Below are 14,084 nucleotides of genomic sequence, written 5' to 3' on the forward strand. Positions count from 1 at the left end.
GCTCCACTAGCGGTCATGACTGGCTGCGTCAGCACCTAGAGTCTCGCGCCGGAGTGCCCGGGCGTCGGTTGACGCCTCGGAGGGGGAGCGAGAGAAGTACGCGGACCCGCAACCTCCATTCGTCTCTTCCGGGAAGGACATGACCCCTCTCCGTATGATTTCGCGATTCGCTGGTGCCCTGCTGCTCACCGCGGGAGCGCTCCATGCGCCGCCCTCGCGGGCCGCGCAGGTGCCCGTGAGCAATGCTGGCTTCGAGGCGCAGACCGGCTCGGGACAGCCCACCGGCTGGAGCGTGACGGGCGGAGGCAAGGTGGCCTCCAGCCCCGAGGGCAAGGCCGAGGGCACGCAGGGGCTCGTCATCGAGAACCCGGCCAGTGGCGCCGAGACCACCGTGCAGTCCGAGCCCGTGAAGCTGCAGGTGGGCCGCCTCTACCGGCTCAGCGCCTGGGTGCGCACCCGCGGCGTGCAGGCGGACGCGCAGGCGCGCTACCCGACGGCGCTCGGGGCCTGCCTGTCGATGAAGAGCTTCCCCTTCACCAACTGCTCGCCCACGCTGGGCGCGGACCAGGACGGCCGCGTCTCGGTGCTCTTCTTCGCCATCCAGGGCACGGATCGCGTGCAGGTGCACCTGGGCCGCAACGGCAAGGCGAGCGGCACCGCCTGGGTGGATGACGTGCGCCTGGAGGAGGTGGACGACATCACCGCCTACCTCCCCATGGAGTCCGTGCGCTGGGCGGGCAAGGGCTTCCGCTATGACGATGGCGGTTGGAAGTACGTCCACATCGAGGGCGAGCCGTACGAGCGCGGCCAGCAGTACGGCGAGCTCCTGGCCGACGACATCGTCCGCTACATGGAGAAGCTGGGCATCCGGAAGAACCGCCAGGACGTGGTGAACGGCTGGAACCAGGTGCGGCTGCTCACCGACTCGCTCTTCCTGCGTAAGTTCGATCCCGAGTACCTCGAGGAGATGAAGGGCATCGCCGACGGCGTCAACAAGGCCGGCGTGAAGTTCAAGGACCGCGAGCTGGATCTGCTCGACGTGGTGTCCCTCAACTCGGTGGTGGACCTGGGGCAGCTCGAGGACGCCAACGAGGTGACCGCCACGTCGCTGTCCGGACGCGTCTTCATGAAGGCCGAGGACGAGACGGCCCGGGCGGGCGAGGGGGACCACTGCTCGTCCTTCGTGGCCACGAAGTCCGCGACGAAGGATGGCCAGTTCATCATGGGGCAGATCTTCATGTGGAACGGCTACACGGGCGTGCACTGGGACGTCATCGCCGACGTGCAGCCCACCAAGGGCCACCGCTTCGTCATGCAGACGTTCCCGGGCGGCATCCACAGCGGCGCGGACTGGTTCATCAACGATGCGGGCATCGTCATCGGCGAGACCACGGTGGGCCAGACGCCTTTCGATCCCGATGGCACGCCGCAGAGCAACCGCATCCGCAAGGCGGCCCAGTACGCCAACTCGATCGACGACGTGGCCCGCATCCTCAAGGAGCGCAACAACGGGCTCTACACCAACGACTGGACGCTGGCGGACGCCAAGACGGGCGAGGGCGCCTGCCTGACGCTCGGCACGAAGAAGACGAAGCTGTGGCGCACCGGCGGCACGGGCAAGACGGCCGAGACCCCGGGCAACCTCAAGGACTTCATCTGGGCCAACAACAACAACCGGGACCTGGAGGTGCGCAAGGAGTACCTCCCCAATCCGCAGAACGCCCCGGTGGATCTGGCCTTCAACACGTGGAACCGCGACATTGCCTTCCAGGAGTACTTCGAGCGGCATGGCAAGGGCGGCATCGACCTGGAGAACGCCATCCGCATGCTGGCCTCCAGCCCCATCAACCGGCCTCACGCCTGTGACGCCAAGCTCACCACCGGCGAGATGGCCGGCAAGCTCGTGTTCATCGCGCACTACGGCAAGACGACCCTGCGCGAGAAGATGGTCGGCGGCCGGTGGATCCAGGACCTGCCCGGCGCCACGCCCCACCTGACGCTCGGTTACACCACCTTCAGCCCCATCTTCGTGGCGGACAAGCTGAAGGAGGCCCGCGCGAAGTCGCTCGCCAAGGAGGAGAAGGCCGCGGCCTCCAAGCGCGACACCTCGAAGGTGAAGGAGGCCCTCGGCTTCGACAAGAAGCTGCTGTGGGCCAACACCGTGTTCCCCGCCACCGACGGCGAGAACTGGCTGGTGAGCGGCACGGCCGCCTACTGGAACCTGCTCAACAAGCTGCCGGACTCGGCGGACAAGGCCTTCGATCAGCAGCGCGATGCCCTGGCCGATCTCAACACCCGCTACCTCTACCTCAGCTCGCGCGAGGGGGACGTGGTGCCCGTGGCCACGCGCACCTCGTACAGCCGCTACGGCACCTATGCCATTCCCCGCCTCAAGGGCACCTTCGTGCTGCACCAACTGCGCCTGCTGCTGGGCAACAAGGCCTTCTCCAAGGTGATGGGCACCGTGCACGCGCGCTACGCCAACAAGAACATCACCACCGCCGAGTTCGTGCGCACCGCGTCCGAGGCCGCGGGCAAGGATCTCTCGCCCTTCGTCGCGCAGTGGGTGGAGCGCGGCGGCCTGCCCGAGCCTCGCATCCGCGCCAGCAGCACGAAGGCCAAGGACGGCTACGACGTCACGTTGAAGGTGGAGCAGGGCGGCAAGCCGTACCACTTCCTCACTACCGTGGAGCTGTTCACGGCGAAGGGCTCGGTGCTGGAGCGGGTGGAGGTGAAGGGCGCGAGCGACACCTTCACCTTCCACGTGGCCGAGCGGCCGGTGCGCGTGGTGTTCAACACGAGCAACGACATCCCGGTGCCGCGCGAGCACTTCCAGGTGCTGTCCAACGCCATGGACGACTTCAGCCAGTTGCTCTTCGTCCACGGCACGGCCCGCGGGGTGGAGGCGGATCGCACGCTGACGCTCAACTTCCGCGATGTCGTGGCGGATGCCTTCATGGACGTGCTCGCGCCGCTGAAGCCGGACGCCGAGGTGACGGAGCAGGAGATGGCGAGCAGGGATCTGTTCGTGCTCGGTGGCGCCGAGGACAACGCGCTGGTGGCGCGGCTGGCGGCGGAGAAGAAGCTGCCAGTGGAGATCGGCCGCCGGTTCTTCCGCTGGCAGGGGAAGACGTACGGCCGGGCCGATGACGGGCTCGCCGTGGCGCTGCCCAACCCGTGGAACGCGAAGCGGACGCTCTACCTCTACCTGGCCAACAGCGGCCCGCAGCTGTGGCACATGACGCGCACCTTCATGCCGGGTCAGCTCCAGGGCTGGGCGCTCTACCGGGGCGGCGAGGTGAGCGCCAAGGGCTACCACGGCCTCGATGCACTGGCGGTGGAGCTGACGGAGTCGCCGGCTCCCGAGGTCAAGCCCATCGGCTCGGCGGCCGGGGCGAACTGAGCCCAGGTGGCAGGGCAGGGGAGACAGGTCCGGTGCCTGTCTTCCCATCTTCGACTCCGGCGGCCCTCAGTGAAGAGGCTGGCCGAGAGAGTCGAGAACGGGACGGCGGGTGGGCAGGGTGTGGTGCTCGTGGTCGTAGAAGCACTCGGGGCCGAGCAGGGAGATGAGCTCCCGCTCGCGCGCCATACCGGACTCGGTGCCCGCCTCCGTGGGGAGCTCATAGGGTTGGACGAGGACGATGTCCTCCCCGAGCTTCTGGCGGCACTCGGCGGGCAGCGCATCGAGGCGCTCGCCGAACATGCGCACGAAGGGAGGGCCGTAGAAGTTGCGCCAGTAGAGGCCCGCCAGCCCTTCGCTGTAGTCGCGCACGGTGATGACGCGTTTCTGTCCCACCTCTTGAGGAATCCATCGCCGCGTCTTGCCTTCGAAATCCTGCCCCAACCCAATTTGAGCCAGGGGAGAGTGGACGAGGCGCATGAGTTCGGCGACCTGCGGCACGAGGGCGGTGCGCCAGGATGCTTTGGAGGCCGAGCGGACAGAGGTCGTCCAGGAGATTTCGCCCACGTAGGGGAATTCGGCACTGCGAGAGGGCGAGAACCAGATGAAGTCCCGATCCGTCTTGGCTCCGACACACAGCCAACCGCGCTCCTCGAAATAGGCGACCAGGGGATTGAGGTCCAGGTGGGCCGGATCGATCGCTTCTTTCATGGAGGCATGGCCGTAGCGTCTGGCCTCGAACCACCGGAACCTACGAAGGGCGAACTCGAGTACCTCTCTGACGAGCCCACCCGAGAGACAGCTTGGTGGAAGCTGTATTCTGAGATCAAGCCCTGTGGCCGAGCGCATCATGGATGTGTTCTCACGACAGCTTTACCTTGTGATTCCAGACGGTCCAAACGGAGCTGGAGCGGTTGTGAAAGATGCGTTGCGCCATCTGCATGATTGGCGGAACGGACCCACAGCTCGAGGTGACCGCCGTATGCCTCCACATACTCGATCATGGCCTCGAGGTTGCCGGAGAGGGACAGCTCCTTGCGCGCCTTGGCCTCGACGAAGCGGTAGGACTGTCCCCACACCAGCTCCGCGGGGTTGTCCTTCACTGAGTCGGGGATGAAGCCCTGAACGCGGCTGCCCGGCGGCGGCATCATCATCGCGCTGTTGCGCTCGTATCTTCCCGCCTGGAGGATGGTGTCCTCGAAGGCATTGCCCGCCTGCCGGTTCTTGAGGATGGACTCGTACATGCGCTCCCAGTCGGCGTCCGGCTGGAAGGAGAAGCGGCGGTACTTCTCCGGGTGGCGGAACTGGTAGTCCACCCAGCGCTGGGCCTTGTGCATGGGCGTGCCGGGTAGTAGCCGGCTGCCGTCCGTGAGCGTGCGCACGCCTAGCAGCGGCACCTTCTGGCCCACCTTCAGCGCACCGGCCGCATCTCGCAACGGTGCCTCCAGCCCTCGTGCCACCCGCTGGAGAAACTGAAGCTCCTCCTTGCTGAAGGTGTGGCCCCGGGCGGCCGCCGCCATCAGTCGCTCGATTTCCTTCGCGTCTCCGGGAGACAGGTGCGAGGCCACGCGCGAGAGCACCCGCACCTCGTCCAGGCTGCGGCCGGTGAGCAGCGCCAGTTGTTCCGCCCCCTCGTCCCCGCCTCGCATCAGCACGGCGCCAGCCACGAAGGGCACCAGCACCGCCAGCGCGCACACCACGCGCTCGGGGCGGGTGAGCTGGTGGCCAGTGAGGCTCTTGCCAGTCACGGCCGCACTCGTATCCGCTGCCTCACCGACTCCCGGAGTCAGGCCCACCAGCAGCTCGAGCACCAGCTCCTCGGGCTTGTACACCTCCGGGTCGAAGGCCGCGTTGTAGTCCAGCTGCACCGGCGCCATGCGGCCCAGTTGCACCACGGAGGCCAGGGCGGAGCGGCTCGCCAGCAGGTAGAGGGCCACCTCGTCGGGCGTACGTTTCAGGAAATCCGGATCCTCCGTATGCGCATAGGCCCAGGCCAGCGTGGCACTGCCCAGTGCCCGCAGGGACTGTTCGCGCAGGGGCGACTCGCTCAACAGGTAGCCCGGCTCCAGGCGGCGGGGCGGCGGCACGTAGGTGGCCAGCAGCTTGCGCCCCCATTCCTCGTACTCGGCCAGCTTGCGCTGCACGGCCCGCCAACGCACCTCCCGCTGCCGCTCCTCCTCCAGCAGCGTCACGTACTTCTCCAGGGGCGAGGGGGCTTCGCGCAGTGCCTCGTCCGGTTGCAGCAGCAGCCACTGCTCCAACCTCTGGAGCGCCGTCAGGGCCTCGCCGCGAGCCTCCTCCGAGTGGCCCGGGGCCCGCAGCGCTTCCCGCTGGTGGCGGAGGAACACCTCATAGGGCGCCTGGGGCAGGGTGGCCGAGAGCACCGGACCCGTGGACTCCGCCTCCTCGCTCCACATGCCCTCGCCCCGCCGCAACGTCAGCACCACCTCGCATCGCTGCTCCCTCACGTACCGGTAGAGCGCCCACTCCACCAGGCCGCGGAAGCGCTCGGCTTCCTCGGCCTTCGCCTCGGCGCCGCTCCCTTCGTGCGCGCTCAGGCCGAGCAACCGGACCCGCTCGCCCTCCACCCGCAGCCCGAGCGTCAGCCACGCCCCCTTGCGCTTCAATCCGCGCGCCGCCGCCCAGGCCCTGACACGCACCTCCTGCGTTCCCTCCAGCGTCCCGTTTCCGCAGTCCGCCGGGGCTCTCATGCCCAGGCCTACCTTCCTGCCCGGAAACTCCAGGGTGAATCCCAGACGCTGGCCCAGGTTGCTGTCCGTGTGATTCCGGCACGCGGTCGATGCCACCAGCAGCACGACCGCCAGGAGCGCCGCGGGGCGCGTCAGTTCCACTCCTCCGCGGGGGCGACGAGCTGCTCGCGCAGCAGCGCCAGCGGCGTCGCCCAGTGGTCCTCCCACCGGAAGCTGGCGAACTGCCGGGAGTCGGCCCCTCGCCGGAACGCGGCCCACAACCGCCTCATGTACACGGCCGCATCGAAACCAGGAATCTGCTGGGGCACCTCCCTCGCCGTGTTGAGGAGGATGATCAGCGAGGTGCGCAGGTGCAGGTTGCCCAGGCTGAAGGCCTGCACCTCCATCTCGCCCATGACATCGGTGCCGTATCCGGTCACCAGGTGGATGAAGTCATGCGTCTCGCGCAGGCGCTTCGCGAGGTACTGGGCGTCGTTCTTCGGCGGGCTGAGCGTCTCAATGGGCTGCAGGCCCTTCTCCCGGTAGTAGCGCGCGAACTCGTGGCCAAACGTTCCCGGCTGCAGCTTCTCCATCCCTTCCAGGTCCAGCTCTCCGGCACTCAGCGAGGGCTTCTCGGCGAGCAGCCGGCGGCCCTCCGCATGGCGGGAGAACTGGCGGGCGAGCTCCGCGCACCTGCCAATCTCCACGCTGTCGTAGAACAGGGCGCCAAAAGCGGGATTCGTGGGTTCGACCTTCAACACCTGGAGGGTCTGCAGGCCCACCCGCAGGCGGGCGAGCAGCGAGGGGTTCTCGGGGAGCGTCGGGAGCGGGGGCAGTCCGGGCATGGGCTGTACGTGCATGGTGGAAGGATGTTGCCTCAGGCACGGCCTGCCTGGCGAGGGCCCGCCGGCCACGCTCGGACCCGGGGGGTCACAAATCGCCGCTGTGCACTCCATTGCATGACAGGGGGGCAGGGAGCCCCCGCTGACGGAGACCTGCACGCCATGATGGATTCGCACATCGATCAACGCATCAAGCGGACCTGGGACTTCTTTCTGGCCAACGCCGGGGGCCTGCTGCTCGGCGGACTGGTGGCGATCGTGGGGTGGATGGTCGTCATCCTCGGACCCTGGTTCTCGCTCAACCTGCTCCAGGAGGTGCTCGAGTGTTCCCGCACCGGACGCTCCGTCCGGTGGCAGGCCACCTTCGAGCGCCAGGGCAACTTCCTCAAGAGCTGGGGGCTCGCCCTGGCCATGGGCATCCCCATCGCCATCGGCTACATGCTCCTCATCGTGCCGGGCGTGCTGCTCTCGCTCTACTGGTTCCACGCCCCCATGCTGGCCGCCGATGGCCGCAACACGCTCGACGCCATCTCCGAGAGCGGCCGCATCTTCCAGCGCAGGAAGGACTGGGCGGGCTATTTCCTCAACTGGCTCGTCCTGGCCGTGCTCTCCGGGGTGGCCGGCCTCACCGCCGTCGCCGTCGTCCTCACGCTCCCGCTCACCCTGGCGTATCTCGTCCTCTGCTACACCGACGAGACCAGCCAGGTACCGCTCACCCTGCCGCGGCGCGAAGTCGTGGTGTGAGCCGCTACAGGTAGTTGAAGACGGTGAAGACGTAGGGCGCGTGGATCATCGCATCCGCCGGAGCCGTGGGCCGGCGGATGAAGTTGTTGAGGTAGCCCACCTCCAGCGCCACATGCGGGGACAGCTTCCACGCCGCGCCCACGAAGGCCCGGTTCTGATCGAAGCCGGCCCGGGGGCCTCCTTCCACCGTGTTGAGGTGGAAGAACACCTCGTCCCAGAGCACCAGGGAGAAGGTGCCCTCGGCATCCAGCGGATACGCCCCGCGCAGCAGGGTCCGGACGCGGTGGGACGCCCCGGACGCCGAGGCCAGCAGGCGCTGCTCCAGCCGGGTCCGGCTCACCAGCTTCACCGGCCCCAGCGCCGTGTTGTAGAGCAGCTGCTGATAGAGACGGCTCTCGTTGAGTCGCACCGTGGGGTCCTCGTCGCTCCAGGCCCAGACGGGAATCCACGCGTAGCCGAGCCATACGGACAGCCCCGGGACGGGCAAGGCCAGGCCCAGGGCCGAGCGCAGGATGAGGCGGCCATCGTTCTGCCCCACGCGTGGCTGGAGCTCCAGGCTGTAGAGGAAGGGCCTGTCGATGGGTCCCTGGGCGATGGCGGCATACCAACCCTGGGCCTCGGAGTTGACCGGCCGCGCCTCGGCGGAGGGGGCCGGCAGCATCAGGAGCACGCCCAGGAGGGGCAGGAGCATGGGTCGCATGCGGCACGCATTACCGCAACGTGCCGACGGGCTCCAGCGCCAGCTTCCGCGAGCGTGCACTACCGCTCGCGCAGCAGCTCCGGCAGCTTGTCCGAGAGATCCAGATGGCCGGCGGCGAACTCGAGCATCCGCCGCTCCTTGCGATCGATCCGCCCGTCCACGAGCGCCATCTCGACGAGGTTGCGCAGGAAGACCTCGGCCTCGGGCGTGCGGCGCTGGACGAGCCGCGTGAAGAGCTGGGGCCCCGTGTTGAGGGCCATCTCCACGTTGCTCCAGGGCACGCTCCAGCGGCGTGCGCACAGCTCGAGCAGCTTGCGCTCGGTGCGATCCACCGTGCCATCCGAGGCGGCGAGCGCGGCCATCATGTACAGCAGCCGCTGGCGCTCCTCGGGATCCGTGATGACGTCATCCCCCGGCGCCCGGGCGAAGGCCGCCTCGTCCGCCGCGGGCGTGCGCACGGTGTTCCTCCGCCGGGGGCCCTGGGGGGCGGCCTCGAAACGCCGCTGCTCACGGGCATTCCAGGACTCGAAGGGATCCGCCGAGGCCAGCACCCAGTCCCGCTCGCCACTGCCGAGTGCCGCACCGCAGTAGTCGCACGTGGTGGCGGCCGACTCGGTGAGCGGCCCGTTGCACTGGGGGCACCGGTTGGTGGACATGCCGTTGTCCGTATTGGTCTGGGCGCCGTGCTGGCGCAGCAGCGTGAAGACCCAGCGCTGCGGCACCGTCGGCAGGGCTGGGGGACGCTCGTTGGCCGGGCCGATCCCCAGCCGGGCGCTCCAGCGCACCTCGATGTGCGCCCGGTCGAAGCCGTCCGGGTTCAACTCGAAGCCACGGGTGATGACCCCGCCCACGGCGCACTCCAGGAACACCTTGCGCCGGCCCTCCTGGCGCAGCCCCTCGAGCTCCTCGTCGAGCCGGCCGATGGCCTGGGGCGCGGCCACCTTGTGCAGGGCCTTCGTGGTGCCGCGGCTCTGCGCGTCGATCCACTTCCAGAACAGCAGCGAGGCGCGGTCCTCGAGGATCTCCAGGTTGAGGGCCGGATCGGCCTCGCGCGCCTCGCGCAGGTTGTCCACCATGGCGTAGTGGCGCACGTGTTCAATGCCCTGGGTGATCTCCGAGAGCGTCCAGTCGTAGTTGCCCGAGTTGACGATGGCGTTGCAGTACTCGCAGCGGTTGGTGGCCCCGCCCTTGTACGGCGCGCCGCAGTGGGGGCACTTGCCCTGGAAGAGATCCTCGCCGATGCGCGTCTGCACGCCGGGCTTGCGCACGAAGGACCAGACCTCCGTGAAGGCCTCCAGGGGCGCGCGCTTCGCGGCGGCGACGGCCTCGGCCTGGGAGGCGGAGGCGGCGACCTCCGAGTCGCGCATCCGCGCCTTCACGCGCAGGTGGACGGTGTCGAACCACTGGCTCTGGTCCAGGCCAATCAGCTGCACGTCCATCACCTCGATGTCGGTGATGGCGTCGCGCACGCCCTGGTCCTTCATGAGCTTCAACTGCACCTCGAAGCGCTGGTACGTGGCATCCGAGAGGAAGGGCCGCACGGGGGACATGTCCCGGTCGAACCAGGCGTCCTGCAGGGCGAGGAAGAGCTGCCGCGTCCGGTCGAGCAGCGGCTGGAGCTCGAACTGGGGATCCTTCAGGCGCAGGGCGTTGACCCAACCCTGGACGTCGCGCGTGGAGACGGTGGTGCGCTGCTCGGCCTCGCGCTGCTGGAAGGCCCGCTGGGTGGCGCCGGTGGGGTGGAGGTTGCGCTGGTAGAAGTACCAGGCGGCCACCCCGAGCCCGATCAGCGGCAGCATGACGTGGGGGTAGCGGAAGGTGAGCCGCAGGAGCCAGTAGATGAGCTCGATGGGGACGCTGCCCCCGCCGCCGCCGGAGTCACGGTCGCGAGCGGTGTAGTTCTCGCCCCCGCCGCCGCGGGCGAGGGCCACGAGGGGGACGACGAGCAGCGCGAGCCCGAGGCCTGGGAGGAGCCAGGGAGCCCAGCGAGCGAGGGAGCGGTTCCATGCAGTGCGCATCGCCCAAAAGAGTAACCGTTTCCGCCTTGTCAGGCCCGTCGAGTCGCCGCAGGCTGGGAGATCGATTGGTGGCCCGGTGTAGGGCCCGGTAAGGGAGGGTACATGGCGGAGTTCAAGGTCGACGCACGAGGACCCATCGAGATCTGGACCATCGACGGCGAGGGGCGGCGCAACGCCATCAGCCGGGCGATGTTGAAGGAGTTCGAGGAGATGGTGACGCGCGTGTCGCGCGGTCACGACACGCGGGCGGTGGTGATCACCGGGGCGGGGGACAAGGCGTTCTGCGCGGGGGCGGACCTCAAGGAGCGCGGCACGATGAGCGAGCCGGAGGTGCGGGCGTTCCTCGACGGGCTGCGGCGCACCCTGCGCTCGCTGGAGAAGAGCGACTGCGTGTTCATCGCGGCGATCAACGGGGCGGCGTTCGGCGGGGGGACGGAGCTGGCGCTCTCGTGCGACCTGCGGGTGGCGGCACCAGCGGCCGAGCTGGGGCTGACCGAGGTGAAGCTGGGAATCATTCCCGGCGGGGGCGGGACGCAGCGGCTGGCGCGGCTGGTGGGGCCGGGACGGGCGAAGGATCTGATCCTCACCGGGCGGCGGCTCAACGCGGCGGAGGCCTTCAGCATCGGGCTGGTGAACCGGCTGGCGCCCGAGGGGCACCTGCTGGACACGGCGTACTCCATGGCGGAGAGCATCGTGGAGAACGCGCCCATCGCGGTGGCCACGGCCAAGCACGCCATCGACGAGGGCCTGTCGCTGGAGCTGGACGAGGCGCTCGCGCTGGAGCTGCGCCACTACGAGAAGGTGCTCGCCACCGAGGATCGGTTGGAGGGCCTCAAGGCCTTCGCCGAGAAGCGCAAGCCCGCCTACAAGGGCCGCTGACGCGCCAAGCCGGTGGAGAGGCCGTGCAGCCCACTGGTGGCACACGCACCCGATGTCGGTTTTCAATTCCGTGACGATCGGGCATGACGCTGGGACATGGATGTCCTCTCCGCGCCGGCACCCTCCCGTGCGCTGTCGTTGATCGCTCGGGTCGTGCTCGCGCTGGGCTTTCGAGCCACGTGCTACGCGGTGATGCTGTGGCTGGTGCTCCTCGCCGAGGCGCGTCCAGCCCCGCATCTGCCGGACCTGCTGTTGGCGCACATGCCCTATGTGCCCTGGGTGGATCGCTGGAACTACGCGCTGTGGACGCTCGCGTACCTGCCCGTGGCGCTGCTGCTGCTCAAGGAGGACGCCCCCCGCTTCTGCCGTTACACGGTGGCGAGCGGGATGCTGGCGCTCCTGCGCGGGCTCTGCATCCTCGCCACCGGCCTGGGGCCGGTACGGGGCGCGGACGTCAACGCCGGCATGGACGCGGCGACTCGCGCGCGGGCCTTCCTCCAACTGGTGTCCCCGATGGACGTGCTGGGCGCCAACACGCCGCACACGTACCTCACCAAGGATCTCTTCTTCTCCGGGCACACGGCCACCACCTTCCTGCTCCTGCTCTACGTCTGGCGCATTCCGAGCCTGAGGGCCGTGATGCTCGTGGGCCACGTGCTGGTGGTGGCGAGCGTCTTCCTCTCGCACCTGCACTACACCATCGACGTCATCGGCGCGTACGCCATCACCTTCTCGGTCTTCGTGCTCTTCGAAGGGGACGTGCGGAGGCTGCTCAATGCCCCCGTGGGCCTTCGGCCTGAAGCGGATGTGCCATGATGGGGCGCCATGTCCTCCGCCCCCACCACCGCACGGCGCATCGAGCGGGTGCTGCACCGGCGCGGCCAGCGCCTTGACGTGAACCTGGCTCCTTCGCCTTGAAAATCCGAGGACGATCCATGCTGCAAGCAGTCCGCCGGCTCGCCGTGGGCCTCATCGCGACACTCCCCCTCACCGCGGGCGCCCAGAAGAAGAACACCCCCGCCACCACGCTCCACACGCTGATCGAGCGCGAGTGGCAGTACCAGCTGGAGCACAGCCCCACCTATGCCTCGGTGCTCGGGGACCGCCGCTGGAACGGGCGCTGGGATGACCTCGGCCTCTCCGCCATCGAGGCGGACCACCAGCACAACCTCCAGATCCTCGCGCAGCTCCAGAAGCTGGATCGCAAGCGGCTCCCGGCCGAGGACCAGCTCAACTACGACCTGTTCCGCCGCGACTACGAGACCTGGGTCGAGGAGCACCGCTTCAAGTGGTACCTGCTGCCCGTCAACCAGGTGGGCAGCATCCCCGAGGGCATCAAGCAGCCTCCCGGCATTCAGACGGCCTACCAGCTCGCGGACACCCTGCGCTTCGCGACGGTGAAGGACTACGAGGAGTGGATCACCCGCCTCGGCGGTTTCGGCACCTACGTGGATCAGATCATGGCGCTCATGCGCGAGGGCATGCGCGAGCGCCTCATGCATCCCCAGATCATCCTGCGGCGCATCCCGCCTCAAATCGAGCGGCAGCTCGTGGAAGATCCCACGAAGAGTGGGTTCTACAGCCCCTTCACGCGCTTCCCCTCGAGCATCTCCCCGGCCGAGCAGCAGCGGCTGTCCGCCGCGGGCCGCGCCGCCATCGAGCGCGGAGTGCTGCCCGCGCTCACGCGCTTCCACCGGTTCCTCACGGGCGAGTACATCCCCGCGGCTCCCGAGCAGGTGGGCATCTGGCAGTTCCCAGAGGGACAGGCGCTGTATGGCTTCCTCGCCCGCAAGTACACGACGACGAACCTCAGCCCGGACCAGGTCCACGAGCTCGGGCTGGCCGAGGTCCAGCGCATCCGCGCCGAGATGGAAGCGGTGAAGGCGAGGACGGGCTTCCAGGGCTCGCTCCACGACTTCTTCAAGTTCCTGCGCTCGGAGCCCCGGTTCTATTGCAAGAGCGGCGAGGAGCTGCTGCTGCGCTATCGCGGGCTCGCCAAGCAGATCGATCCGCGCCTGGTGAAGCTGTTCAAGACCCTGCCGCGGCTGCCCTATGGCGTCGAGCCGACCCCGGAGGCCATGGCCCCGGATGTCACCACCGGCTTCTACTACCCGGCCGCGTCCGACGGCTCTCGTGCCGGCACCTACCTGGTGAACCTCTACCGCCCCGAGACACGGCCTACCTGGGAGATGATCCCCCTCACGCTGCACGAGGCCGTGCCCGGCCATCACCTCCAGACGTCGCTCGCCGCCGAGCAGGGCCAGCTGCCCGCCTTCCGGCGCTACGGCTACTACGTGGCCTATGGCGAGGGCTGGGCCCTGTACTGCGAGACCCTCGGGGACGAGCTCGGCCTGTACGACGACCCGTACGACAAGTTCGGCCAGCTGGCCTACGACATGTGGCGCGCCGTCCGGCTGGTGGTGGACACCGGCATGCATGCCCGGCGCTGGAGCCGGCAGCAGGCCATCGACTACTTCCTGGAGAACTCGCCGCGCCAGGAGCTGGATGTCGTCAACGAGATCGACCGGTACATCGCCTGGCCGGGGCAGGCCCTGGCCTACAAGGTGGGGCAGCTCAAGATTCGCGAGCTGCGCACCCGGGCCGAGCGGGAGCTGGGCTCGCGCTTCAACGTCCGCGAGTTCCACGACGTGGTGCTGCTCGACGGCTCGCTGCCCCTGGACATCCTCGAGCGGCGGGTGGACGCCTGGGTGGCCAGGACCCGCGCCGGGGCGCCCTGAACCGCCATCCGCTGGGGCGGACAAAAATCCGCGCAACTGGCGGACGCCTCCTTCCGATAATGGTCCTGAGCGT

The 14,084-nt window shown here is 68.6% G+C and carries 10 protein-coding genes; 5 read left to right on the forward strand and 5 right to left on the reverse strand.

Annotated features, from left to right (window positions below; translation table 11 throughout):
• The first annotated feature begins 154 nt into the window (after positions 1 to 154).
• A complete protein-coding gene (locus NR798_RS23625) occupies positions 155 to 3,403 on the forward strand; it encodes a C45 family autoproteolytic acyltransferase/hydolase (RefSeq protein ID WP_375764730.1) in 3,249 nt (1,082 codons plus the stop codon).
• A gap of 66 nt (positions 3,404 to 3,469) precedes the next feature.
• Here NR798_RS23625 and NR798_RS23630 read toward each other — a convergent pair whose 3' ends face one another.
• From NR798_RS23630 to NR798_RS23640, 3 genes are all read right to left on the reverse strand, one after another.
• Positions 3,470 to 4,111 (reverse strand): hypothetical protein, encoded by a 642-nt coding sequence (locus tag NR798_RS23630; RefSeq protein WP_375764731.1) that lies wholly within the window; start codon positions 4,109 to 4,111, stop codon positions 3,470 to 3,472.
• Between the two features lie 137 nt (positions 4,112 to 4,248).
• Complete coding sequence (locus NR798_RS23635) at positions 4,249 to 6,252, reverse strand: pre-toxin TG domain-containing protein (RefSeq protein ID WP_375764732.1); 2,004 nt, start codon at positions 6,250 to 6,252, stop codon at positions 4,249 to 4,251.
• On the reverse strand, positions 6,243 to 6,950 hold the full coding sequence (locus NR798_RS23640; protein ID WP_375764733.1) for a Coq4 family protein: 708 nt from the start codon (positions 6,948 to 6,950) through the stop codon (positions 6,243 to 6,245). Before NR798_RS23640 ends, NR798_RS23635 begins: the two co-directional genes overlap by 10 nt.
• Before the next feature lie 144 nt (positions 6,951 to 7,094).
• Between NR798_RS23640 and NR798_RS23645 the strand changes: the two genes are divergently transcribed.
• Positions 7,095 to 7,676 carry a hypothetical protein gene (locus NR798_RS23645; RefSeq protein ID WP_375764734.1) on the forward strand — a complete coding sequence of 194 codons (582 nt, stop codon included), beginning with the start codon at positions 7,095 to 7,097 and terminating at the stop codon, positions 7,674 to 7,676.
• 4 nt (positions 7,677 to 7,680) lie between these two features.
• Here NR798_RS23645 and NR798_RS23650 read toward each other — a convergent pair whose 3' ends face one another.
• Together NR798_RS23650 and NR798_RS23655 are read right to left on the reverse strand one after the other, a co-directional pair.
• A complete protein-coding gene (locus tag NR798_RS23650; RefSeq protein WP_375764735.1) occupies positions 7,681 to 8,376 on the reverse strand; it encodes a DUF2490 domain-containing protein in 696 nt (231 codons plus the stop codon).
• A 59-nt stretch (positions 8,377 to 8,435) separates the two neighbouring features.
• Positions 8,436 to 10,394, reverse strand: coding sequence for a TIM44-like domain-containing protein (locus tag NR798_RS23655; protein ID WP_375764736.1), 1,959 nt, complete (start codon positions 10,392 to 10,394; stop codon positions 8,436 to 8,438).
• 102 nt (positions 10,395 to 10,496) lie between these two features.
• Here NR798_RS23655 and NR798_RS23660 point away from each other — a divergent pair, with 102 nt between their 5' ends.
• From NR798_RS23660 to NR798_RS23670, 3 genes are all read left to right on the forward strand, one after another.
• The gene (locus NR798_RS23660) at positions 10,497 to 11,273 is read left to right on the forward strand and encodes an enoyl-CoA hydratase-related protein (RefSeq protein WP_047857733.1); all 777 of its coding nucleotides are present in this window, start codon (positions 10,497 to 10,499) and stop codon (positions 11,271 to 11,273) included.
• Between the two features lie 96 nt (positions 11,274 to 11,369).
• The gene (locus NR798_RS23665) at positions 11,370 to 12,089 is read left to right on the forward strand and encodes a phosphatase PAP2-related protein (RefSeq protein WP_375764737.1); all 720 of its coding nucleotides are present in this window, start codon (positions 11,370 to 11,372) and stop codon (positions 12,087 to 12,089) included.
• 119 nt (positions 12,090 to 12,208) lie between these two features.
• Positions 12,209 to 14,011, forward strand: coding sequence for a DUF885 family protein (locus NR798_RS23670; protein WP_375764738.1), 1,803 nt, complete (start codon positions 12,209 to 12,211; stop codon positions 14,009 to 14,011).
• Positions 14,012 to 14,084: the final 73 nt, after the last annotated feature.

Origin of the sequence: Archangium gephyra, assembly GCF_042230915.1 — a bacterium.
Taxonomy (GTDB): domain Bacteria; phylum Myxococcota; class Myxococcia; order Myxococcales; family Myxococcaceae; genus Archangium; species Archangium gephyra_B.

Bases quoted from the DNA above. Each gene is read 5' to 3' on its own strand.
- NR798_RS23625 (WP_375764730.1), top strand. From the start codon at position 155: ATGATTTCGCGATTCGCTGGTGCCCTGCTGCTCACCGCGGGAGCGCTC.
- NR798_RS23660 (WP_047857733.1), top strand. From the start codon at position 10,497: ATGGCGGAGTTCAAGGTCGACGCACGAGGACCCATCGAGATCTGGACC.
- NR798_RS23650 (WP_375764735.1), bottom strand. From the start codon at position 8,376: ATGCGACCCATGCTCCTGCCCCTCCTGGGCGTGCTCCTGATGCTGCCG.
- NR798_RS23645 (WP_375764734.1), top strand. From the start codon at position 7,095: ATGATGGATTCGCACATCGATCAACGCATCAAGCGGACCTGGGACTTC.
- NR798_RS23670 (WP_375764738.1), top strand. From the start codon at position 12,209: ATGCTGCAAGCAGTCCGCCGGCTCGCCGTGGGCCTCATCGCGACACTC.
- NR798_RS23630 (WP_375764731.1), bottom strand. From the start codon at position 4,111: ATGAAAGAAGCGATCGATCCGGCCCACCTGGACCTCAATCCCCTGGTC.
- NR798_RS23665 (WP_375764737.1), top strand. From the start codon at position 11,370: ATGGATGTCCTCTCCGCGCCGGCACCCTCCCGTGCGCTGTCGTTGATC.
- NR798_RS23655 (WP_375764736.1), bottom strand. From the start codon at position 10,394: ATGCGCACTGCATGGAACCGCTCCCTCGCTCGCTGGGCTCCCTGGCTC.
- NR798_RS23640 (WP_375764733.1), bottom strand. From the start codon at position 6,950: ATGCACGTACAGCCCATGCCCGGACTGCCCCCGCTCCCGACGCTCCCC.